A 21,024-nucleotide genomic window follows, 5' to 3' on the forward strand; every position below is an offset into this window, starting at 1 on the left:
AACCGGCGCCCCGCCCTCTAGTAAGCTCGGGGCCATTCATCGGAGACAGACCATGTTCAACGCCCTCTCACCGCTTAAAACCGCCAGCGCCCCGCGCTCGGTTGCGGCTGCCCGGGCGAACAGCGTTCAAACTCCGGTCAGCTTTTATTTTGGGTATTGGTTTAGCCACTGGCGCGCCTGATACCCAACCGGCGCCCACTTTAAACGGGTCGCCTTCCAGAGTTTTCCAAACCCCCGGTCGGCCTCCCGACCGGGGGTTTTGTTTTTTTCAGGCCCCAAACATTTGCAGCATCAGACAACTTGAGGATTGAGCCATGAACTACGCCACTTATTACCGTTACGACAGTTTTTCCGCCTGGCGATTTACCAGCCACCGTTCGGGACAGCCTGCCGCCTCCGATCGGTCACCTACCGGTGGCAAGCCTCAATTGCGGGCCAATCCGGCCAATTGTCGAACACCCCACTAGGGCCGGCGCGCGGGAACGAACCCGCCACCCGTCCAGGAAGCCAAATCATGAATTCGTCCGTCTCCGCTTTGCCGCTGTCCACGCTCAATCCTGCCAACGAAGCCCTGACCCTGCGTCTGCCCAGTTCGTTGCAACTCAAGCAGCAATTGCCGCTCAGCAGCGCGTTGAGCCACCAAGTGAGTGCCCATCGCCAGGCCATCCGCGCGATCCTCGACGGTGAAGATGCCCGCCTGCTGGTCATCGTCGGCCCCTGCTCGATCCACGATCCGAAATCCGCCCTCGAATACGCCGCCAACCTGGCTCGCCTGGCCCACGAAGTGAGTGACAGCATGCTATTGGTCATGCGTGCCTACGTGGAAAAGCCCCGCACGACCGTCGGTTGGAAAGGCCTGGCCTACGACCCTGGCCTGGACGGCAGCGATGACATGGGCGCCGGCCTGACCTTGTCCCGGGCGCTAATGCGCGACGTACTCCAGTTGGGCCTGCCCGTCGCCACCGAATTGCTGCAACCCATGGCCGCCAATTACTTCGATGACCTGCTCAGTTGGGTCGCCATTGGCGCGCGCACCACCGAATCGCAGATCCACCGGGAAATGGCCAGCGGCCTGGGCATGCCGGTAGGGTTCAAGAACGGCACGGACGGCGGAGTCGGCATTGCCTGCGACGCCATGCGCTCTGCGGCCCACCCCCATCGGCATTTCGGCGTCGACAGCCAGGGGCATCCGGCGATCATCCAGACGCCGGGCAACCCCGACACCCATCTGGTGCTGCGCGGCGGCCATCGTGGGCCGAACTATGACCGCCAGAGCGTCTCGCAAATACACCACGACCTGACCCGCCTGGAGATACCGGCGCGGATCATGGTGGATTGCAGCCACGCCAACAGCGGCAAAGACCCGTTGCGCCAGCCCCAGGTTTTCAATGACGTGCTGGAACAACGACTGCAAGGGAACCGTTCCCTGATCGGCATGATGCTCGAAAGTCACCTGTTCGAAGGCTGCCAGCCGCTGGGCCCGTCGATGCGCTACGGCGTCTCGGTCACCGATGGTTGCCTGGGCTGGGAGTCCACCGAGCAACTATTGCGTGAGGCTCATCGCAAGCTGCAATGACTAATAGGTACTGACTGACCTGCTCGCGATAGTGGCATGTCAGGCGACATTGATGTTGACTGATACGACGCCATCGCGAGCAGGCTCGCTCCCACAGTTTTTGTCCCCGGGTGGCTGCTGGCGTGCGGCGATTGCTCAGGCCAGCTCCACTTCCCTGGGCTTTACCGTCGGCGCCACGTCGAAGCGATCCGCCAGGAACGGCGTGATGTCCAGTGGCAGGGGCTCATTGTTCACCAGTTTATCCAGCAGCACCCCGGTGATGGCCGAGGTCAGGATGCCGGTGCGAAAATGCCCGCAGGCGTTGAGGTAGCCCGCCACTCCGCGCATCGGCCCCAAGATCGGCAACTCATCGGGCGAACCCGGGCGCAGGCCGGCCCAGGTTCGTTTCAGATTGATGTCGATCAACTGCGGGATACAGCGCACCGCGCCTTGCACCAGCCCTTCGATTTCCGGATAAGTCGTGGTCACGTCGAAACCTTTGTCTTCAGTGGTGCTGCCAATCAGGATTTCACCGTTGTCTTTCTGCGCCACATAGCAGTCGCTGGTGGTCAGGCAGCCGTTGAGGATTTTCGGCATGCGCTCCGTCAGCAGGATCTGGCCCTTGACCGGTTTGACCGGAATCCGCACGCCAGTGGCCTGCTCGCTCAGGTCCGCCGCCCAGGCACCGGCCGCGTTGATCAGGGTTCGGCAGTTGAACGTCCCCGCCTCGGCGGTTTGCACCCCGGTCACCCGCGTGCCGCTGCGCAGCACCTCGGTCACATGGGTGTTGAAGAACAGGTCGACGCCGTTCTGTCGGGCGCCTTCGGTGTAGGCATCGGCCAGGCGGAACGGACTGACCTGGTGATCGCAGAGAAATTCCAGCGCGCCCAGGGCCTCATGGCTGACATTCGGCTCTGCCGCGCGCAGGGCCGCCTGGTCGAGCCAGCGCACCTGGTCGGCCAGGTGGGGAATGCAGGCGACGATGTGCTCAGCGTACGAACGGTCTTCCTCGTCGTAGATCACGAACTTGAGCCCGGTCTCCTCGAACTTGAAATCCATGCCGTGACGGTCGATCAATTCGCGGTGCAACTGCGGATACATTGCGTTGGACTGCAAGGCGAAATCGAAGAACGACTGGGGCAGGATGTGCGGGGTGCTGGCATCCACCGCCACAGCGGCGCCCTGGGTCTGGCGCTTGCGGTTGGCCGACATCATGCGAAAGAAGATCACCCCGCATCCCAGGCCCACCGACTCACCAATGGCCCACAGCCCACCCGCCGAAGCCCGGGTCGCGTTGCCGGGGCGCTTGGCGTCGATCAAGGCGATCCTCAGGTGTTTGCGCTTGGACAGTTGATAGGCGCACGAAGCCCCGATCACACCACCTCCGGCGATGACCACGTCATAATCCTTAATCATGGGAAACGGCCTCCGTGGCGACGTTCTGGAACGCTGAAAAGGGAATCGGATCGATAGGAAAACGTGGCCTCAGCCAACCGACGTCGGCGCGACCGGTGGCTTCGCGCAAGCGGTCGCTGCAATAGCCAACGCACATCCGCCCCTGGCAATCGCCCATGCTCACGCGGGTGCGCATCTTCAGGCTGGCCATGTCCTGCACGTCTTGCTCCAGCGCCCGGTCGATGTCGGCGCGGGTGGCGTGTTCACAGCGGCAGATCACCGTGTCGGCGGCCGGCAAGGCGGTTTGTCCGGCGCCACGCTGGGTGTAGCGATCCACGGCGGCGCGAAAGCGAATGATCCGCTGCAATTGCGCCTGGTAGCGTTCCCGTTGGGCCAGGGCCTCGGACGGATCGAGTACGTTGCGTTGCATCAGGATCGCCAGCGCTGCGATGCGCCCGCTGAGCATGGCCGCTTCACCGCCACGAATCCCACCCATGTCGCCGGCCAGGTGAATGTGCGCTTCGCTGCTTTGCTGCCAGGCATCGGACACCGCCCGCAAATAGCCGTCCTCGCTGAAACCGTGCTCCAGGCCCATCTGCTGGCTCAATTGAGTCCGCGGGATAAAGCCGTAGCCGACCGCCAGGGTCTGGGCCGGCACCTGCTCGGCGCGTTTGAGGTCGGGTTCCCAGGTCGTGGAGTAAGGCGCGACGGTGACGTGGCTCAACTCGCCCTCGCCGTCAGCCTGTACCACGCCCCAACCATAGCGCACGGGAATGCGATTGAGCTTGAGGTAGGCCAACATGCTCAGGCCATCGAGGAACAGCTGCGGCTTGTTCAGCAACGCCAGGCTTTCCTTGGCGATCCGGCCGAACGCGCAGGCTTCGAAGACCCCCGCCACCGCCACGCCCGAAGCGTGCAGTTGGCACGCCACCAGCGGCAGCAACGGACCGGTGCCGGCGATCACCACCGGGCTCGGCGGCCTGACCACGCCGCTCTTGATCTGCAATTGCAGGCCGCCGAGCATCATCACCCCCGGCAGCGTCCAGCCTGGAAACGGCACGCTGCGTTCGTGACAACCGGCCGCCAGGACCAGATGGGAATAGGCGACCTCCCCCAGGCGCTCGTCGGCATCCAGCGGCATCAGCGCCCGGAAGCCTTCTGCACCGATGACCCGGCTACTTAATCGCACGTCGATCAGGCCGGCGCGTTGCTGGAATTCACCGTGGAGTTTCTCCAGGGCGTCACTGTAGCGCGACCCCAAGTAGTCGAGGCTGACGCCATCGCGCAGCGGCCCGCGATACACGACGCCACCGAGGCGCGGCGCTTCTTCGAGCAGTGTGCAACGAACCCCGTGGGAGGCCAGCTCGATGGCCGTTGCCATGCCCGCCGGCCCACCGCCGACAATCACCGGATCCAGGCTCATGGCGCCTCCGTTTCGGTGATGCGGTTGACCCGGGTTTCGATCTGCATGCCAGGGCGCACCAGGGTCTGGCAGGCACGGCGCTTGTGACGACCATCGATCTTGACCAGGCAGCATTGGCACACGCCCATGCCGCAGTAGGCGCCGCTGATCTGGTCGTGGTCGTTGCGGGCCACCTGGCGTTGCCCCAGGGACTGGATGACGGTGAGGACGGTTTCGCCGTGGGCAGCGCTGACAGCCTGCCCGTCCAAGCGCACCGTCATATCGGTCTGTGCCAGCGGCTGGATATCGAATTTCCGGCGTAGAAGGTCTGAAGGTTGCATCATACTGCTCTTCCTTGAAGGTTCTGTGGGGGCTCGGCTCCTTGCGGCACACCATCACCGGTTCGCATCAGTGCCCGGCAGCGGCAGCGCGCCAAAGCAGGGCAACAGACGCCACATGATAGTGCGCACGAAATTTATGTTAGGGATTATTTGTGACCAAGTGTTGATCCAGGCCAGCGAATCGGCTCGTCGGCTCATGAACTTTTTTTCAGAAAGCCGACAGGTATTCTTTGGCAGAATGCTGCGCAATCGCTCCATTTTCTCTACAGGGTACCGCCCATGAACCGCATCCTGACCATCGAAGACGACGCCGTGACCGCTCGTGAAATCGTTGCCGAGCTGACCCGCAACGGCCTGGATGTCGATTGGGTCGACAACGGTCGTGAAGGCCTGGAACGGGCTGTCAGCGGCGACTACGACCTGATCACCCTCGACCGCATGCTGCCCGAACTCGATGGCCTGGTGATTGTCACCACCCTGCGCACCATGGGCGTGGCCACGCCGATCCTGATGATCAGCGCCCTCTCCGATGTGGACGAACGTGTGCGTGGCCTGCGGGCCGGCGGCGACGACTACCTGACCAAGCCGTTCGCCACCGACGAAATGGCCGCCCGGGTCGAAGTGCTGCTGCGGCGCAACAATGGCACCCGCGAGCCGGAAACCGCGCTGCGGGTGGCCGACCTGGAGCTGAACCTGATCAGCCGCGAAGCCAGCCGCAACGAACAACTGCTCAGCCTGCTGCCCACCGAATACAAGCTGCTGGAATTCCTGATGCGCAACAGCGGCCAGATTCTCTCGCGCATGATGATTTTCGAGGAAGTCTGGGGTTATCACTTCGACCCCGGCACCAACCTGATCGACGTCCACATCGGCCGCCTGCGCAAGAAAATCGACCCGCCGGGCCTGGAACCGCTGATTCGCACGGTACGGGGTTCCGGCTATGTCATTGCTGAACCCCGCTAAGGGCTGGCGCTCCTCCAGCAGTCGTCTGCTGGCGCTGTACAGTTCGCTGTTCGTGATCTGGAGCGCGATCCTGATGGGGGTGATGTATTACGAAGTGTTTGGCTACCTCGACAGCCTGGCCAAGCACTCCCTGATGCAGCGCCAACACCTGTTCGCGCGGATCCACGGCGACCAACTGGAAGACGCGCTCATGGCCAGCCTGACGCTGGACGAGCGTGGGGTCGACGCCTACGGGCTGTTCGATCCGCAATTGCGCCATTTGAGCGGACCGATCCAGCGGGTGCCCGCCGACCTGCCGCTGGACGGCAAGATCCACATGCTCGGCGGCTGCGTCGATTCCGATCAACCGGGCGTGCCTTCCGACAGCTGCGACGCGGTGGCGACCCGAACCCAAGACGGTCGCTGGCTGGTCCTGGCCCGGGACAACGGCTCGCTGTTCGCCGTGACGCGGATCATCTTGCACGCGCTGTTCTGGGGGGTATCGCTGACGATCCTGCCGGGCATCGCGGGTTGGCACCTGTTGCGCCGCCGACCGCTACGACGGATTCGCCAGTTGCAGGCCAGCGCCGAAGCCATCGTCGCCGGTGACCTGACCCATCGCCTGCCGTTGTCGAGCCGGCGCGATGAGCTGGACATGCTGGCGGCGATCGTCAATGCCATGCTCGAACGCATCGAACGCTTGATGAACGAGGTCAAGGGTGTATGCGACAACATCGCCCATGACCTGCGCACCCCGTTGACGCGCTTGCGCGCCCAACTTTATCGCATCCAGCAGCAAGCACCGGACGGCTCCGCCGAGGCCTTGCAGATGGACCAGGTGCTCGCCGAGACCGACACCCTGATGGCGCGGTTTCGTGGCTTGTTGCGGATTTCCGAACTGGAGGACCAGCAGCGGCGCTCGGGCTTCGTGCGCCTCGATCCGTTGCAGCTACTGCAAGAACTGCATGATTTTTATCTGCCGCTGGCCGAGGAAGGCGAACTGACCTTTATCCTGGAGGTGCCCGACGCCCTGCCCCTGCTCAATGGCGACCGGGCCTTGCTGTTCGAGGCCGTGTCGAACCTGTTGAGCAACTCCATCAAGTTCACCCCACCGGGGGGCACCGTGATCCTGCGCGGGGTCGATCAGGGCGACAGCACGCGCATCGAAGTGCTCGACTCCGGCCCCGGCATCCCCGAGGCCGAGCGCAAGGCCGTGTTCCGTCGCTTCTACCGCGCCGAGGGCAGCAGCCAGCACGGCGGATTTGGCCTGGGCCTATCGATCGTCGCGGCGATCGTCAATCTGCATGGGTTCACATTGGAAGTGGGTAGCAGCGAACACGGCGGCGCGCGGTTGGTGCTCGATTGCCGGGCGACGTTGTTGTAGACATAGGGCTGGAGCAACACCTGTGGCGAGGGAGCTTGCTCCCGCTCGGCTGCGAAGCAGTCGCAAAACCGATGGATAGGATTTGGCTGGCGTGTGCATCCGACAGATATTGGGGCCGCTGCGCGACCCAGCGGGAGCAAGCTCCCTCGCCACAAAGTGTGGTGTGCCAGATCTTAGTTATCAAGGCTCACTGCGATGCGGCGGGGTGTTTTGCAGCTCGTAGCGCAGCTCATCGATCAATTTGGCGATGCTCTCTTCCGAGCGGACGCTGTCGACACTCATGCCACTTACCACCAGGTCCACCTCACCGCTTTCACGGTGATACAGGCGCACGGTGAGGGTACCGTCACCATTGAGGCTGCATTCGCAGGCCAAGGGCGTAAAACTTTCTTCAAGGCGGGCACGCAAGGGGGCCAGATGGGTCATACGATGCACCTCAGCCCCGGGGGCGCAAATGAACGGTAGACAGCTCCGACCTCCTGGTCCGCATAGACATCCTGTCGCTCACGTATGGGGTTCGTTCATAGCACATTGAGGCGTATTCCTTGAGTGTTTCGTGGGGGACGCGGCATCACGGAGGATGTCGCACACTCACAGCCTAAGGAACCGCCCCCCCTTGCAAAACCTGAATTTGCACCAGCAAACCCGGTGCATTTGCACTGGCTATCATGGTGCCTTCATTCGCCATTCATTGGCGAACAAACCGCGCTCCCGCGCCCAGACAATCGCCTCGCTGCGGCTATGGACATCCAGTTTCGAATACAGTGTAGCCACATGATTGCGCACCGTATTAGGCGCAAGCTTCAGGCGCGCGGCGATTTCCTTGTCGGCCAACCCTTCACAGATGAGCCCCAGCACATCACGCTCACGGGCCGTCAGCTCGGTGAAGGATGCGCTGGGCACCTGGGCATTGATGCTCTTCACGTTGGCCAGTTTTTCAATCAGGGTCCGGCTGAACCAGGACGCGTCCTTCATCACCTCCTCGATCGCCGCCACCAGTTCCAGTTCCGAGCGCTTGCGTTCGGTGATGTTCATCAGCACCAGCAGGTAGCAGGGTTTGTCCTGGATAAGCACCGTGTCGGCAGCGACCTCACAGTCGATCAGTTCGCCGCCTTTCTTGTGCACCTTGACGTCGATGCTCGAGACAGCGGCGACCTTTTCCAGCCGAGCAAACAGCGCGACGCTGGCGGCCTTGTCGAGGAAACCGATTTCCTCCACGGTTTTACCCAACAGCTCTTCGCTGGCGTAGCCAGTGGTCTGGAGAAACGCTTCGTTGATCTCCAGCAGCTGTTGTTCGGCGCTGCACACCAACGTGGGCACGGGCGACAGGCGGAACGACTTGGCAAAGCGCTCCTCGCTCTGGCGCAACGCCGTTTCCGCTTTGCGGCGCGGCTCCATGTCCATGAAGGAAAACAGCATGCAGTCTTCGTCATGCAGGTCCAGGGGCTGGCCGGCGACGATCACCTGCTTGCTGGTGCCATCGGGCAATTTCAACTCAGCCTGCATTTGCGGAATGGTCGCGCCCTGCCCCAGGCGCTCGATGGCTAGGTCACGTTTCTCGGCGGCTTCGAGCACATCCAGTTCGTACACCGAACGCCCGATCACCTGGTCGCGGCTATAGCCGGTCATCTCCAGGAATCCCGGGTTGACCTTGATGTAGCGCAGGTCGCTGAGACGACAGATCACCGCTGGTGCCGGGTTGGCCCCGAAGGTCTTTTCGAAACGCTGCTCGGCGCTGGCCCATTCGGTGGCGTCGCTGAGGATCAGCACGAGCAGTTCCGGCTCACCATTACGGTCGGCCAGGACCATGCTGCGAATCCGATGCACCCAGGTGCGATCCGGGTCGGCCTTGGGCGTAACCTCCACCAGCACATCGCTGAACTCATCGCCACGGGCCACCCGGGCGATGGGGTAGTTGTCTTCGGTCAACGGATGGTTGTTGCGGTAACGCAATTGAAAACGCCGGGCGTATTGCCGGGCCGTGGTGCCCAGCTCATTGAGGTCCTCGACGCCGTGCATGGCCAACGCTGCGGCGTTGGCCCAGGCAATGGTCTGGTCGACCTCGATCAACATCACCCCGTCGGACAGCCCGGCAATGATCTGCAGCAATTGACGACGGTTGGTATCGGTGGTCGGGACTTGCTGATTCATTGGGTCTCCATGTGGTCAGTAGGTTTCAAGCATGGATGCGCTGAAAGTTACGACCACATGGCTTTGCAATAGTGCATCGGCCCCTTCAAGCCGCCATGCGTCCCTCGGCAATCGCCTGGGAGGCGGCCAGCATTGCTCGCAGCAGCACCGCGCAACCGGCGGCGAGGTCGTCCGGGGCGGCGTTTTCGATTTCGTTGTGGCTGATGCCACCTTCGCAGGGCACGAAGATCATTCCGGCCGGGCCCAGTTCGGCGAGGAAGATCGCGTCATGGCCGGCACCGCTGACGATGTCCAGGTGGGACAGGCCCAGCCCTTGGGCAGCGCCGCGGACGGCGTCGACGCAGCCCTGGTCGAAATACAGCGGCGGGAAATCGGCGGTGGGTTTCAAATCGAAGGTCAGGCCGTGTTGCCGGCAGGTGTCTTCGATCACTTGCTTGACCTCGGCGATCATCGAATCCAGGCGCGCCGGTTCCAAGTGACGGAAATCCAGGGTCATGCGCACCTCGCCGGGAATGACGTTACGCGACCCCGGATAGGCTTGCAGGCAACCGACCGTGCCGCAGGCATGGGGTTGATGACCGAGGGCCGCGCGGTTGACGGCGCCGACGATGAGCGAGGCGCCCACCAGGGCGTCCTTGCGCAGGTGCATCGGGGTCGGGCCGGCGTGGGCTTCGACGCCACGCAAGGTCAGGTCGAACCACTTCTGCCCCAGGGCACCCATCACCACGCCGATGGTCGTGCCCTCATCCTCGAGGATCGGCCCCTGCTCGATGTGCGCCTCGAAGTACGCCCCCACCGGATGCCCGCTGACCTTGCGCGGGCCGGCATAGCCGATGGCGTTGAGCGCCTGGCCCACACTGATGCCTTCGGCGTCGGTCTTGGCGAGGGTTTCTTCGAGGGTGAATTTCTCGGCGAACACCCCGGAGCCCATCATGCACGGGGCGAAGCGCGAGCCTTCTTCGTTGGTCCAGACCACCACCTCCAATGGTGCTTCGGTTTCAATGTTCAGGTCATTGAGGGTGCGCAGCACTTCCAGCCCGGATAGCACACCAAAGCAGCCGTCGAACTTGCCACCGGTGGGTTGGGTGTCGATGTGGCTGCCGGTCATCACCGGTGGCAGGTTCGGATTGCGCCCCGGGCGACGGGCGAAGATATTGCCCACCGCATCGATGCTGACGGTGCAGCCCGCCGCCTGGGTCCATTGCACGAACAGGTCGCGGGCCTGGCGGTCGAGGTCGGTCAGGGCCAGCCGGCACACACCGCCCTTGACCGTGGCGCCGAGCAGGGCCAGGTCCATGAGCGATTGCCACAGGCGGTCGCGGTTGATGTGCTGATGAGTGGATTGCAGGACGTCGAGGGCTGCGTTCATGGGGATCTCCTTCAGGCAGTTATCTCATTTCGACGCGGTCCAGTGTGGGAGCGGGCTTGCTCGCGAATGCGGTGTATCAGTCAGCATTGATGTTGATTGACGTACCGCATTCGCGAGCAAGCCCGCTCCCACAGGCACCGCATTCATCTGCTATTGCAGAGGTGACTTGGCGACCGCCGGGCTGGCCCCTTGCATACTGCACAACCCGTAATAAATCACCCCACCCAGCGCCGAGCCGGTGAACCAGCCGTAGCTGTAGAACCAACTGAACGCGTCGCTGCCCAGGGACAGCAGCGTCAGCACCACCGGCACGCCAAAGGCGATGAAGCCGTTCCAGTTCCAGGCCGGGTAAATGTCGTCGCGGTACAACCCGGCCAGGTCCAGTTGCTGTTTCTTGATCAGGAAATAATCCACCACCATGATCCCGGCAATCGGCCCCAGCAGGCTCGAATAGCCCAGCAGCCAATTGGAATAGACCGACTCGAGGCTGACCTCGGACACGATCAGGCCGAGTTTCTTCAACAGCTCATGGGCCATCAGCGCCAGCCCTACCAATCCGGTGAGCATCACTGCCTTGGTGCGGCCGATCAGTTTCGGCGCCAGGTTCTGGAAGTCGTTGGTGGGCGAGACGATGTTGGCCGCGGTGTTGGTCGAGAGCGTGGCGACGATGATCAGCACCATGGCCAGCGCCACCCACACCGGGCTCTGGATGTGCCCGATCAAGGTCACCGGGTCGGAGACGGTCACCCCCACCAGTTTCTCCGAGGCGGCGGTCATCACCACGCCGAGGGAGGCGAACAGGAACATGGTCAACGGCAGGCCGATGATCTGCCCGACGATCTGGTCTTTCTGGCTCTTGGCATATCGACTGAAGTCCGGAATGTTCAACGACAGGGTGGCCCAGAAGCCGACCATGGCCGTCAGCCCGGCAAGAAAATAACTCGTCACCCCGGCGCCTTCAGGCCGCTTGGCCGGGACCGCCATCAGTTCAGTCAACGAGACATTGGGCAACGCCCATACCAGCAGCCCCGCCCCCACCAGTACCAACAATGGCGCAGACAAGGTTTCCAGCCATTTGATCGACTCGGCACCGCGCAACACCACCCACAGGTTGATGACCCAGAACACCATGAAGCCGATTACTTCGCCGGTGCCGCCCAGGCTCTTCCAGCCTTCGAACACCGAGCCGAGAAACAAGTGGATCGCCAACCCGCCGAACATCGTCTGGATGCCGAACCAACCGCACGCCACCAGGGCGCGGATCAGGCACGGCACGTTGGAGCCAATCACGCCGAAGGACGAGCGCAACAGCACCGGAAACGGAATGCCGTACTTGGTCCCGGCGAAGGCGTTCAGGGTCAGGGGGATCAGCACAATGATGTTGGCGAACAGGATCGCCAGCAGCGCCTCGCCCACCGTCAAACCGAAATAGGCGGTGAGCACGCCGCCGAGGGTATAGGTCGGCACGCAGATCGCCATGCCCACCCACAGTGCCGTGATGTGCCATTTGTTCCAGGTTCGCTCGTGCACCTTGGTCGGCGCGATGTCGTGGTTATAACGGGGGCTGTCGAGGACGTCGCTGCCGGCTTCAAGCTCGAATAATCCGTCGCGCTCGGTCACTGTTGATCTGGTCATGTCCGCTCCACTGTTTTCATTATTTTTGCTCATCGACTGGCGATGGCCGGAGTACTTGCACGCGTGCTATCCACCACCCCGCCAGGCCACGACAGCACTCAATAACCGTGCCGAATAACACGCCGAGCTGACCGAATGATCGATATAACCCTTTCAACCTTTTGATGTTTAACGTTTAAAGCCAAGTGATTGCTTTGTTTCAGTCCCGGCTTTGCGACATTGAGGCTAGATGACCTTCACGCCCTGTCGAGTGGGAGATTCAAAGTGGTGCACCCCGCAACAACGCGAGGTGTCTGGCCCGCACTTCCAACGCTTTCAAGCCGCTGATTTACCATGACAAATCTCGCTCAAATAACGATCCTGTCAAGTGCGTCAAAATGGTGAGCAGACTCACCATTTTGGTGATTTTGTAAATTAACCCTTTAATTTCAACTAGTTAAATAACGCATAAGCTTATAAAAAATAATCTTGCTCATTTCAATAACTCCAGCTAGCGTCTAATCCTGACAGTCGTGACAAGAATGTAAACCGGCACGACTTTACCCACCGTGATGGATAAAACATAAAGAACCGGCAACAGTCGGTCATGCCTGCGAGGAACTCGGAATGTCTCTGTTGATCCGTGGCGCCACCGTTATTACCCATGATGAAAGTTATCGCGCCGATGTGTTTTGCGCCGACGGCGTGATCCAGGCCATTGGTCAAAACCTGGATGTTCCGGCCGCTGTCGAAGTGCTCGATGGCAGCGGTCAATACCTGATGCCCGGCGGCATCGATCCCCATACCCATATGCAGTTGCCATTCATGGGCACGGTCGCCAGTGAAGATTTCTTCAGCGGCACGGCGGCGGGCCTCGCCGGGGGCACCACCTCGATCATCGACTTCGTGATTCCCAACCCCCAGCAGTCACTGATGGAAGCCTTTCATCAATGGCGCGGCTGGGCCGAAAAAAGCGCCAGCGACTACGGTTTCCACGTAGCGATCACCTGGTGGAGCGAACAGGTCCGCGAAGAAATGGCCGAGCTGGTCAGCCACCACGGCGTGAACAGCTTCAAGCATTTCATGGCCTACAAGAACGCAATCATGGCCGCCGACGACACCTTGGTGGCGAGCTTCGAGCGCTGCCTGGAATTGGGCGCGGTGCCCACCGTGCATGCCGAGAACGGCGAACTGGTGTATCACCTGCAACGCAAGCTGCTGGCCCAGGGCATCACCGGGCCAGAAGCCCATCCGCTGTCGCGGCCGTCGCAAGTGGAAGGCGAAGCCGCGAGCCGCGCCATCCGCATCGCCGAAACCCTGGGCACGCCGCTGTACCTGGTCCACGTGTCCACCCAGGAAGCCCTGGACGAAATCACCTACGCCCGCAGCAAGGGCCAGCCGGTCTACGGTGAAGTCCTGGCCGGGCACTTGCTGCTGGACGACAGCGTCTATCGCCACCCGGACTGGCAGACCGCCGCCGGCTACGTGATGAGCCCGCCCTTCCGCCCACGGGGGCATCAGGAAGCACTTTGGCGTGGCTTGCAATCCGGCAACCTGCACACCACCGCCACCGACCATTGCTGCTTCTGTGCCGAACAGAAAGCCGCAGGGCGTGACGACTTCAGCAAGATCCCCAACGGCACCGCCGGGATCGAAGACCGCATGGCGGTGCTCTGGGACGAGGGGGTCAACAGCGGCAAATTGTCGATGCAGGACTTCGTCGCCTTGACCTCCACCAACACCGCTAAGATCTTCAACCTCTACCCGCGCAAGGGCGCGATCCGCGTCGGTGCCGATGCCGACCTGGTGCTTTGGGACCCGCAAGGCAGCCGCACGATTTCCGCCAAGACCCACCACCAGCAAGTGGACTTCAACATCTTCGAAGGCAAGACCGTACGCGGCGTACCCAGCCACACCATCAGCCAGGGTCGGCTGGTGTGGGCCGACGGCGACCTGCGGGCCGAGCGCGGCGCGGGGCGCTACATCGAACGGCCGGCGTATCCGGCGGTGTTCGATTTGCTGAGCAAGCGGGCGGAGTTGAATAAGCCAAGTGCCGTGAAACGCTGAAATCGAGGCCTTCGGCCTTCGCGAGCAAGCCCGCTCCCACACTGAATCTCGGGCAGGCACAGAATCTGTGTACACAACAGATTCCATGTGGGAGCGGGCTTGCTCGCGAAGGCGTCAGTCCAGACAACGAAAAAAACCACTGCCCACCAGAGGCAGCACCTCAAACACCGTGAGGCCCACTCCATGATCCAGCCCTTGAGTCATCTCCCCCATTCCCAGGAAGACCCGGCCACCCTCGCCGCCCGCTTCAGCGACCTGGCGCCGCCCCTCAACGCGCGCCAAGCCCACCTGGAAGCGTCCCGCTGCCTGTATTGCTACGACGCGCCGTGTGTGAACGCCTGTCCGAGCGAAATCGACATTCCCTCGTTCATCCGCAACATCCACCAGGACAACGTCCAAGGCGCGGCGCAGAAGATTCTTTCGGCCAACATCCTCGGCGGCAGTTGCGCTCGGGTCTGCCCCACCGAGGTCCTGTGCCAGCAAGCCTGCGTGCGCAACAACGCCCATGAATGCGCCCCGGTGTTGATCGGCTCGCTGCAACGCTACGCGGTGGACAACGCCCACTTCAGCGCGCACCCGTTCCAACGGGCCGCCGCCACCGGCAAGCGCATCGCCGTGGTTGGCGCCGGGCCCGCGGGGTTGTCATGCGCCCATCGCAGCGCCATGCACGGCCATGACGTGGTGATTTTCGAAGCCCGGGACAAAGCCGGTGGCCTCAACGAATACGGGATCGCCAAGTACAAACTGGTGGACGATTACGCCCAACGGGAGCTGGATTTCCTGCTGGAGATTGGTGGCATCGAAATCCGCCATGGCCAGAAGCTCGGCGAGCACCTGAGCCTCAGCGACCTGCGCCAGCAATTCGACGCGGTGTTCCTCGGCCTCGGCCTGGCCGCCAGCAAACAACTGGGCCTGAGCGACGAACAAGCCCCGGGACTGCTGGCCGCCACCGAGTACATTCGCGAACTGCGCCAGGCCGATGACCTCAGTCAGTTGCCCCTGGCCGACCGTTGCATCGTCCTCGGCGCCGGCAACACCGCCATCGACATGGCCGTGCAAATGGCTCGCCTCGGCGCCCGGGACGTCAACCTGGTCTACCGTCGTGGCCTGGAAGACATGGGCGCCACCTTGCACGAGCAAGACATCGCCAAGGCCAATCAGGTACGCCTGTTGACCTGGGCCCAACCGCAACAGGTGTTGCTCGATGACGCCGGGCATGTGCGCGGCATGCGCTTTTCCCGTACCCATCTGGAAAACGGGCGACTGGTCATCGGCGCCGAGACCTTCGACCTGCCCGCCGACGCCATTTTCAAAGCCATCGGCCAGGCCTTCGACGACAACGCGCTGGCGGACCCGCTGGCCCGGGAACTCAAGCGCCAGGACGGGCGGATCCTGGTGGACGAACACCTGCGCACCAGCGTTCCCGGGGTCTACGCCGGCGGCGATTGCACCAGCCTCGACCAGGACCTCACCGTGCAGGCCGTGCAGCACGGCAAACTCGCCGCCGAGGCGATCAACGCTCAACTGATGCTTAACGTGGAGGCTGCGTAAATGGCCGATCTGTCGATTGTCTTCGCCGGCATCAAAGCCCCCAATCCATTCTGGCTGGCCTCCGCGCCACCCACCGACAAGGCCTACAACGTCGTCCGCGCGTTCGAGGCCGGCTGGGGTGGCGTGGTCTGGAAAACCCTCGGTGAGGACCCGGCGGCGGTGAACGTGTCCTCGCGTTATTCGGCCCACTACGGCGCCAATCGCGAGGTCTTGGGCATCAACAACATCGAGCTGATCACCGACCGTTCCCTGGAGATCAACCTGCGGGAAATCACCCAGGTGAAAAAGGACTGGCCGGACCGGGCGCTGATCGTGTCGCTGATGGTGCCCTGCGTCGAAGAATCCTGGAAAAACATCCTGCCCCTGGTGGAAGCCACCGGCGCCGACGGCATCGAGTTGAACTTCGGTTGCCCCCACGGCATGCCGGAACGGGGCATGGGCGCGGCGGTCGGCCAGGTGCCGGAGTACGTCGAGCAAGTGACCCGCTGGTGCAAGACTTATTGCTCGCTGCCGGTGATCGTCAAGCTCACGCCGAACATCACCGACATCCGCGTCGCCGCCCGCGCGGCCCATCGCGGCGGGGCGGATGCGGTGTCGTTGATCAACACCATCAACTCCATCACCAGCGTCGACCTGGACCGCATGGTCGCCCTGCCCAGCGTCGGCAGCCAGAGCACCCACGGCGGTTACTGCGGCTCGGCGGTCAAGCCGATCGCCCTGAACATGGTCGCCGAAATCGCCCGCGACCCGCAGACCCAGGGCCTGCCGATCTGCGGCATCGGCGGCATCGGCAGCTGGCGCGACGCCGCCGAATTCATTGCCCTGGGCAGCGGCGCGGTGCAGGTCTGCACGGCGGCGATGCTGCATGGGTTTCGCATCGTCGAAGAAATGAAGGACGGCCTGTCACGTTGGATGGACGATCACGGGCACGCCAACCTCCAGGCGTTCTCCGGCCGTGCGGTGGGCAACACCACCGACTGGAAGTACCTGGACATCAACTACCAGGTCATCGCCAAGATCGATCAGGAGGCCTGCATCGGCTGCGGGCGCTGCCACATCGCCTGCGAAGACACCTCGCACCAGGCCATCGCCAGCCTCAAGCAGGCGAACGGCACGCATGTGTATGAGGTGATCGATGAGGAATGCGTGGGCTGCAACCTGTGCCAGATCACCTGCCCGGTGCAGGACTGCATCGAAATGGTGACGGTGGACACTGGCAAGCCGTTTTTGGATTGGAACCATGATCCGCGCAATCCCTACCATGTAACGGCTTGAAGTTTGAGGAGGCTGGGCTGGCCTCTTCGCGAGCAAGCCCGCTCCCACAGTGGATTGCTGTCGTTCACAAATATTGTGTTCACTGCAGATCAAGTGTGGGAGCGGGCTTGCTCGCGAAGGGGCCATCAGCCACATCACAAATTTCAGGCCCTCAACCAAACCCACTGCCATCCGAATCCACCAGCTTCGCGGACTAACAGTTCTGCTAGTAGACACCCCCGAAGAAATACCCGAGCCTGACATAACCCAGTCCACCAGCAAGAGCCCAGCCCATGTCGACGTCATCGATGAAGATACTGTGCCGCTACCAATACGACCCCCTGGATCGCCTGACCGGCTTGAAACCAGCGGAGCACCTGGACACGCAGCGCTTTTACCAGGACGACGAGTTGGTCAATGAGATCGAAGGCCAGGTGGAACTCACGATCCTTCGCCACGAAGCCCAGCCCCTGGCGCAACGCTTGCACATCGCCAATGTCACCGAGACGACGCTGCTGGCAACGGACCAGCAGCGGTCGGTTTTGCAGACGCTGGCTGGCACTGATACCCAGCCGATGGCGTATACCGCCTATGGTCATCGGCCTGCGGAAAGTGGTTTGAGCAGTTTGCTCGGGTTTAATGGTGAGCGCCCTGATCCGGTAACGGGGCATTATTTATTGGGACAGGGTAATCGAGCGTTTAATCCGGTGTTGATGCGGTTCAATAGTCCGGATGAGTTGAGCCCTTTTGGGGATGGGGGGATTAATGCGTATGCGTATTGCGGGGGGGATCCGGTTAATCGGTATGATCCGAGTGGGAATATTCCCTTCCACATTGTACTAAAATTGCAAGCCACGAGAGGATTCACAGCACCTACTGCATTAAATCGTTCGTCCAGAGCTATTGCCCGACCTGCTTCCCAAGCTTCCCACACAAAAACTATTATTCAGCCCCAAACTATTACTCAGCTCCTACAGAACCCGCGGGAAGTTACCGCCTCCTCAGCCCAAAACCAACCCACACCCCTATATAAAAATGGACAACCTAAACCACCCGAAGAACTTTCAACACATCCAAGCACGGTTTATACACGCAGATATAAAACTAAGATTAAAAAAATATCAGACGCTTGGATAGAACACGACGCCAAGAATCCAGGCGGCCCAGAGCTGGCTGATCCTGCTTTGATAAAATTGTTCAACCGGTATAAAGAAATACGTCACACCGAGGCGTCTAAAGCAACTACACTTGGCTTAAAACTTGAGGCCAGAGCTCGTTATTTGAAGCCAATAGACGCAAAAATCTCCCGATTGAGACTAAAGATCAATAAAAATCGCTGGGAAAATCTAAATAAAAAGCAATCCAAAGTTCGCACGCAACCATAACGAACCCAACTTCAACGAAGTACGCTACCGCGTATGACCTTGAGGTTACGGCTCCAACCCAATCCCCCGCAAAATTACACTGGTCACCGTCTGCACCGCCCGCTCGAACTGCATGTCCGACAACGGCTGGTGGTCGTTGAGGATATTGATCTGGTGGTCGAAGTCGGCGTAGTGCTGGGTCGAGGCCCAGATCATGTAGAGCAGGCTTGAAGGCTCCACCGGCAGGATGCGTTTGTCCTCCACCCACTGGCGGATTTTCGCTTCCTTCATCTTGGCCCAGTCATAGAGGCTGGCGTCCAGCGCCTCGCCCAGGGTCGGGGCGCCGTGGATGATTTCGTTGGCCCAGACTTTAGAGCCGTAGGGCCGGCTGCGGGAGTGGTTCATTTTGGCGCGAATGTAACTGCTAAGCACCACCCGCGGGTCGTCGAACATTTCGAAGCACAAGGCGTCCTGTTTCCAGACTTCCAGCAGGTCGAACAGCACGGCGCTGTACAGTTCGCTCTTGGTGCTGAAGTAGTAATGCAGGTTGGAACGCGGCAACTGCACTTCGGCGGCGATGTCGGCCATGGCGGTGCTGCCGAAACCTTTTTCGGCGAAGACCTTCTCGGCGGCCAACAGGATTTTCTCGACGTTACTGCGACGAATCTCGATCTTGTGATTGCCCATGAGGGCTCCCTGGCAACAGCGTTGGTCAAGACTAGCATTCACCCATCTTTGAAAACACCGATGCCGCTTGTGGGAAAGCTTTTGTGGCGAGGGAGCTTGCTCCCGCTCGGCTGCGCAGCAGTCGTAAAACCGGCTGGCGCGCTATCCCTGGAATACCGCGTCAGTCCATTTTGGGGCTGCTGCGCAGCCCAGCGGGAGCAAGCTCCCTCGCCACAAAAGCGGGTTTTGCGTTAAGTCGACTGGCGGGGTTCGACGTTATCCAGCGCGCGGTTCGCCAGCATTGCGCTCAGTTCGATCAGTTGCTGGATGCCCAGGGCAATGTGGCGCCTCGAGCCTTTCAGGTCGAAGGCCAGGTCATTGACCATGGCGTTGGCCGAGGCCAGGTTTTCGCTGAGGTTGGCGAGCAGGGTTTCGGTGTCGACGCCGTTGACGACGGTGAACAGTTGGCCGGGATCGGCTTCGGGTTTGCTGGGTTTGGGTTTGGGTTTGGGGTTGAGGTAGGAGTCGAGAATGCGGTCGGCGGCTTCGTCGAACGCTTTTGAGTTGGATGGATCAGTATCCGGTGGGTTGGGGGTTACTTTGAACATAGATGAAGCTCCGATGCATTTGATAAAGGAGCCAACATCCCTTTCGCTACCAAACGAATTAGGGTGGCGGCCATACGAAGGTTGGTAGACCGGGCATCGGAGCCGGCGCCTCCGAAGAGGCCCTGCGCATGGCCACCAAAAAGCGAAGTGCATGATCGCACTTGCAAGAGATGACGCTATGCACCGACACCAGGGCTACCAAACCCGATCACTGATTTCTCAGCGACCCGGAAACGATAAAACCCTGGCCCAAGGCGCACAAGCCGGCGGATTCTGGCGCAGTTGTAGGTAACGGCGCAAGACAACGTAGCCCAATCCCGAACAATCCTACGTCTGGATAAACACAGGCCTGTTTGGACTGGAAACAGGCTGGACAACCCAACCCTTGTGGCGAGGGAGCTTGCTCCCGCTGGACTGCGCAGCAGGCCCAAATTTCTTTGTTTCAGCACAAATTCCTGGGGCGGCTTCGCCACCCAGCGGGAGCAAGCTCCCTCGCCACAAAGAGCCCGCTCAAGCCTTCCGATCAGGACATTCGACTAATGTCTTAGACCAGTCATCGCACAACCAAGCACCCTCACCGCTACTCTCAAACCCCGTATCCACCCGGTGCCACCGCTTTCGATCCTGGCCTGCGCCAGCGACAGCCATTGCACTGCCTCATTTTGAAGCACACCCAAGTTGGATAATTCCGATAATGGCCAGTTGACAACGAGCAGCCGCTTCCAAATAATCACCGCCATGTTGTACGACGACGTATGACAAATAAAAACAACAAAAAGTAGGGAGCGCCATAGTGAGCACACGTGTCCGTTTTTCGCCCAACCATCGTCCAAACCGCCGTACCCTTCTGAGCTCCAGCCCCGCCCTGGTCCTGCTCGGTTGCAGCAGCCTTGCCGCGTTTCTGCCCATGACCGCCAGCGCCGAAGGCTTCGTCGATGACGCCAAGGCCACGTTGAACCTGCGCAACTTCTACATCAACCGCAACTTCACCAACCCGAACAACGCCCAAGGCAAAGCCGAAGAATGGACCCAGAGCTTCATTCTCGACGCCAAGTCCGGTTTCACCCAAGGCACCGTCGGCTTCGGCGTGGACGTGCTGGGGATGTACTCGGTCAAACTCGACGGCGGCCGTGGTACTGCGAACACTTCCTTGTTGCCGATTCATGACGACGGTCGCCCGGCCGACGATTACGGTCGCCTCGGCGTGGCCCTCAAGGCCAAGGTCTCGAAGACTGAACTGAAGGTCGGCGAATGGATGCCGGTGCTGCCGATCCTGCGTTCCGACGACGGTCGTTCCCTGCCGCAAACCTTCCGCGGCGGCCAGGTCACCTCCACCGAAATCAACGGCCTGAGCCTCTACG

17 protein-coding genes are annotated in these 21,024 nt (G+C 61.3%); 8 read left to right on the top strand and 9 right to left on the bottom strand.

What is annotated here, in order from left to right:
- Positions 1-514 precede the first annotated feature (514 nt).
- Entirely contained in the window at positions 515-1,576 is a 1,062-nt protein-coding gene (locus HU767_RS09565; protein WP_186729391.1) for a 3-deoxy-7-phosphoheptulonate synthase, read from the top strand.
- Positions 1,577-1,711: 135 nt separating this feature from the next.
- Here HU767_RS09565 and hcnC read toward each other — a convergent pair whose 3' ends face one another.
- From hcnC to hcnA, 3 genes are read right to left on the bottom strand one after another with little or no spacing between them, the layout of a single operon-like run.
- Positions 1,712-2,971 carry a cyanide-forming glycine dehydrogenase subunit HcnC gene (gene hcnC / locus HU767_RS09570; RefSeq protein ID WP_186729392.1) on the bottom strand — a complete coding sequence of 420 codons (1,260 nt, stop codon included), beginning with the start codon at positions 2,969-2,971 and terminating at the stop codon, positions 1,712-1,714.
- Complete coding sequence (gene hcnB, locus HU767_RS09575) at positions 2,964-4,373, bottom strand: cyanide-forming glycine dehydrogenase subunit HcnB (RefSeq protein WP_186729393.1); 1,410 nt, start codon at positions 4,371-4,373, stop codon at positions 2,964-2,966. The genes hcnC and hcnB overlap by 8 nt, the downstream gene beginning before the upstream one ends.
- On the bottom strand, positions 4,370-4,693 hold the full coding sequence (hcnA, locus tag HU767_RS09580) for a cyanide-forming glycine dehydrogenase subunit HcnA (RefSeq protein WP_186729402.1): 324 nt from the start codon (positions 4,691-4,693) through the stop codon (positions 4,370-4,372). The genes hcnB and hcnA overlap by 4 nt, the downstream gene beginning before the upstream one ends.
- Positions 4,694-4,972: 279 nt before the next feature.
- On the opposite strand from hcnA, the gene HU767_RS09585 reads away from it, so the two are divergent.
- Both HU767_RS09585 and HU767_RS09590 read left to right on the top strand, forming a co-directional pair.
- Positions 4,973-5,656, top strand: coding sequence for a response regulator transcription factor (locus HU767_RS09585; protein ID WP_186729394.1), 684 nt, complete (start codon positions 4,973-4,975; stop codon positions 5,654-5,656).
- A complete protein-coding gene (locus tag HU767_RS09590; protein WP_186706170.1) occupies positions 5,634-7,019 on the top strand; it encodes a HAMP domain-containing sensor histidine kinase in 1,386 nt (461 codons plus the stop codon). The genes HU767_RS09585 and HU767_RS09590 overlap by 23 nt, the downstream gene beginning before the upstream one ends.
- Before the next feature lie 180 nt (positions 7,020-7,199).
- On the opposite strand, the gene HU767_RS09595 is transcribed toward HU767_RS09590, so the two are convergent.
- The 4 genes from HU767_RS09595 to HU767_RS09610 all read right to left on the bottom strand — a co-directional run bounded on the left by HU767_RS09595 (position 7,200) and on the right by HU767_RS09610 (position 12,174).
- Entirely contained in the window at positions 7,200-7,445 is a 246-nt protein-coding gene (locus HU767_RS09595) for a DUF1652 domain-containing protein (RefSeq protein ID WP_053185383.1), read from the bottom strand.
- Positions 7,446-7,685: 240 nt separating this feature from the next.
- On the bottom strand, positions 7,686-9,170 hold the full coding sequence (locus HU767_RS09600; protein ID WP_186706169.1) for a helix-turn-helix transcriptional regulator: 1,485 nt from the start codon (positions 9,168-9,170) through the stop codon (positions 7,686-7,688).
- Between the two features lie 85 nt (positions 9,171-9,255).
- Positions 9,256-10,539 (bottom strand): Zn-dependent hydrolase, encoded by a 1,284-nt coding sequence (locus tag HU767_RS09605; RefSeq protein ID WP_186729395.1) that lies wholly within the window; start codon positions 10,537-10,539, stop codon positions 9,256-9,258.
- 150 nt (positions 10,540-10,689) lie between these two features.
- Positions 10,690-12,174 (bottom strand): NCS1 family nucleobase:cation symporter-1, encoded by a 1,485-nt coding sequence (locus tag HU767_RS09610; RefSeq protein ID WP_186706167.1) that lies wholly within the window; start codon positions 12,172-12,174, stop codon positions 10,690-10,692.
- Positions 12,175-12,780: 606 nt separating this feature from the next.
- On the opposite strand from HU767_RS09610, the gene hydA reads away from it, so the two are divergent.
- From hydA to HU767_RS28785, 4 genes are all read left to right on the top strand, one after another.
- Entirely contained in the window at positions 12,781-14,220 is a 1,440-nt protein-coding gene (gene hydA / locus HU767_RS09615) for a dihydropyrimidinase (protein WP_186729396.1), read from the top strand.
- 183 nt (positions 14,221-14,403) lie between these two features.
- Entirely contained in the window at positions 14,404-15,771 is a 1,368-nt protein-coding gene (locus tag HU767_RS09620) for an NAD(P)-dependent oxidoreductase (RefSeq protein WP_186729397.1), read from the top strand.
- Complete coding sequence (gene preA / locus HU767_RS09625; protein ID WP_186706164.1) at positions 15,772-17,046, top strand: NAD-dependent dihydropyrimidine dehydrogenase subunit PreA; 1,275 nt, start codon at positions 15,772-15,774, stop codon at positions 17,044-17,046.
- 272 nt (positions 17,047-17,318) lie between these two features.
- On the top strand, positions 17,319-18,410 hold the full coding sequence (locus HU767_RS28785; protein WP_238349439.1) for an RHS repeat-associated core domain-containing protein: 1,092 nt from the start codon (positions 17,319-17,321) through the stop codon (positions 18,408-18,410).
- Positions 18,411-18,455: 45 nt separating this feature from the next.
- Here the strand turns inward: HU767_RS28785 and HU767_RS09635 are convergent, their stop codons facing one another.
- The gene (locus HU767_RS09635) at positions 18,456-19,076 is read right to left on the bottom strand and encodes a TetR/AcrR family transcriptional regulator (RefSeq protein WP_186729398.1); all 621 of its coding nucleotides are present in this window, start codon (positions 19,074-19,076) and stop codon (positions 18,456-18,458) included.
- Positions 19,077-19,306: 230 nt separating this feature from the next.
- Positions 19,307-19,663: a DUF6124 family protein gene (locus HU767_RS09640; RefSeq protein WP_186729399.1), complete on the bottom strand. Its 357-nt coding sequence runs from the start codon at positions 19,661-19,663 to the stop codon at positions 19,307-19,309.
- An 847-nt stretch (positions 19,664-20,510) separates the two neighbouring features.
- Here HU767_RS09640 and HU767_RS09645 point away from each other — a divergent pair.
- Positions 20,511-21,024, top strand: a 514-nt coding sequence (locus HU767_RS09645) for an OprD family outer membrane porin (RefSeq protein WP_186729403.1), incomplete at its 3' end; no start/stop codon positions are given.

The organism is Pseudomonas sp. SWRI179 (genome assembly GCF_014268705.1).
Taxonomy (GTDB): Bacteria; Pseudomonadota; Gammaproteobacteria; order Pseudomonadales; family Pseudomonadaceae; genus Aquipseudomonas; species Aquipseudomonas zanjanensis.

Bases quoted from the DNA above. Each gene is read 5' to 3' on its own strand.
- HU767_RS09600 (WP_186706169.1), bottom strand. From the start codon at position 9,170: ATGAATCAGCAAGTCCCGACCACCGATACCAACCGTCGTCAATTGCTG.
- HU767_RS09565 (WP_186729391.1), top strand. From the start codon at position 515: ATGAATTCGTCCGTCTCCGCTTTGCCGCTGTCCACGCTCAATCCTGCC.
- hcnC (WP_186729392.1), bottom strand. From the start codon at position 2,971: ATGATTAAGGATTATGACGTGGTCATCGCCGGAGGTGGTGTGATCGGG.
- HU767_RS09640 (WP_186729399.1), bottom strand. From the start codon at position 19,663: ATGTTCAAAGTAACCCCCAACCCACCGGATACTGATCCATCCAACTCA.
- HU767_RS09620 (WP_186729397.1), top strand. From the start codon at position 14,404: ATGATCCAGCCCTTGAGTCATCTCCCCCATTCCCAGGAAGACCCGGCC.
- HU767_RS09635 (WP_186729398.1), bottom strand. From the start codon at position 19,076: ATGGGCAATCACAAGATCGAGATTCGTCGCAGTAACGTCGAGAAAATC.
- HU767_RS09605 (WP_186729395.1), bottom strand. From the start codon at position 10,539: ATGAACGCAGCCCTCGACGTCCTGCAATCCACTCATCAGCACATCAAC.
- HU767_RS09610 (WP_186706167.1), bottom strand. From the start codon at position 12,174: ATGACCAGATCAACAGTGACCGAGCGCGACGGATTATTCGAGCTTGAA.
- HU767_RS28785 (WP_238349439.1), top strand. From the start codon at position 17,319: ATGTCGACGTCATCGATGAAGATACTGTGCCGCTACCAATACGACCCC.
- hcnA (WP_186729402.1), bottom strand. From the start codon at position 4,693: ATGCAACCTTCAGACCTTCTACGCCGGAAATTCGATATCCAGCCGCTG.
- hydA (WP_186729396.1), top strand. From the start codon at position 12,781: ATGTCTCTGTTGATCCGTGGCGCCACCGTTATTACCCATGATGAAAGT.
- HU767_RS09595 (WP_053185383.1), bottom strand. From the start codon at position 7,445: ATGACCCATCTGGCCCCCTTGCGTGCCCGCCTTGAAGAAAGTTTTACG.
- hcnB (WP_186729393.1), bottom strand. From the start codon at position 4,373: ATGAGCCTGGATCCGGTGATTGTCGGCGGTGGGCCGGCGGGCATGGCA.
- HU767_RS09590 (WP_186706170.1), top strand. From the start codon at position 5,634: ATGTCATTGCTGAACCCCGCTAAGGGCTGGCGCTCCTCCAGCAGTCGT.
- preA (WP_186706164.1), top strand. From the start codon at position 15,772: ATGGCCGATCTGTCGATTGTCTTCGCCGGCATCAAAGCCCCCAATCCA.
- HU767_RS09585 (WP_186729394.1), top strand. From the start codon at position 4,973: ATGAACCGCATCCTGACCATCGAAGACGACGCCGTGACCGCTCGTGAA.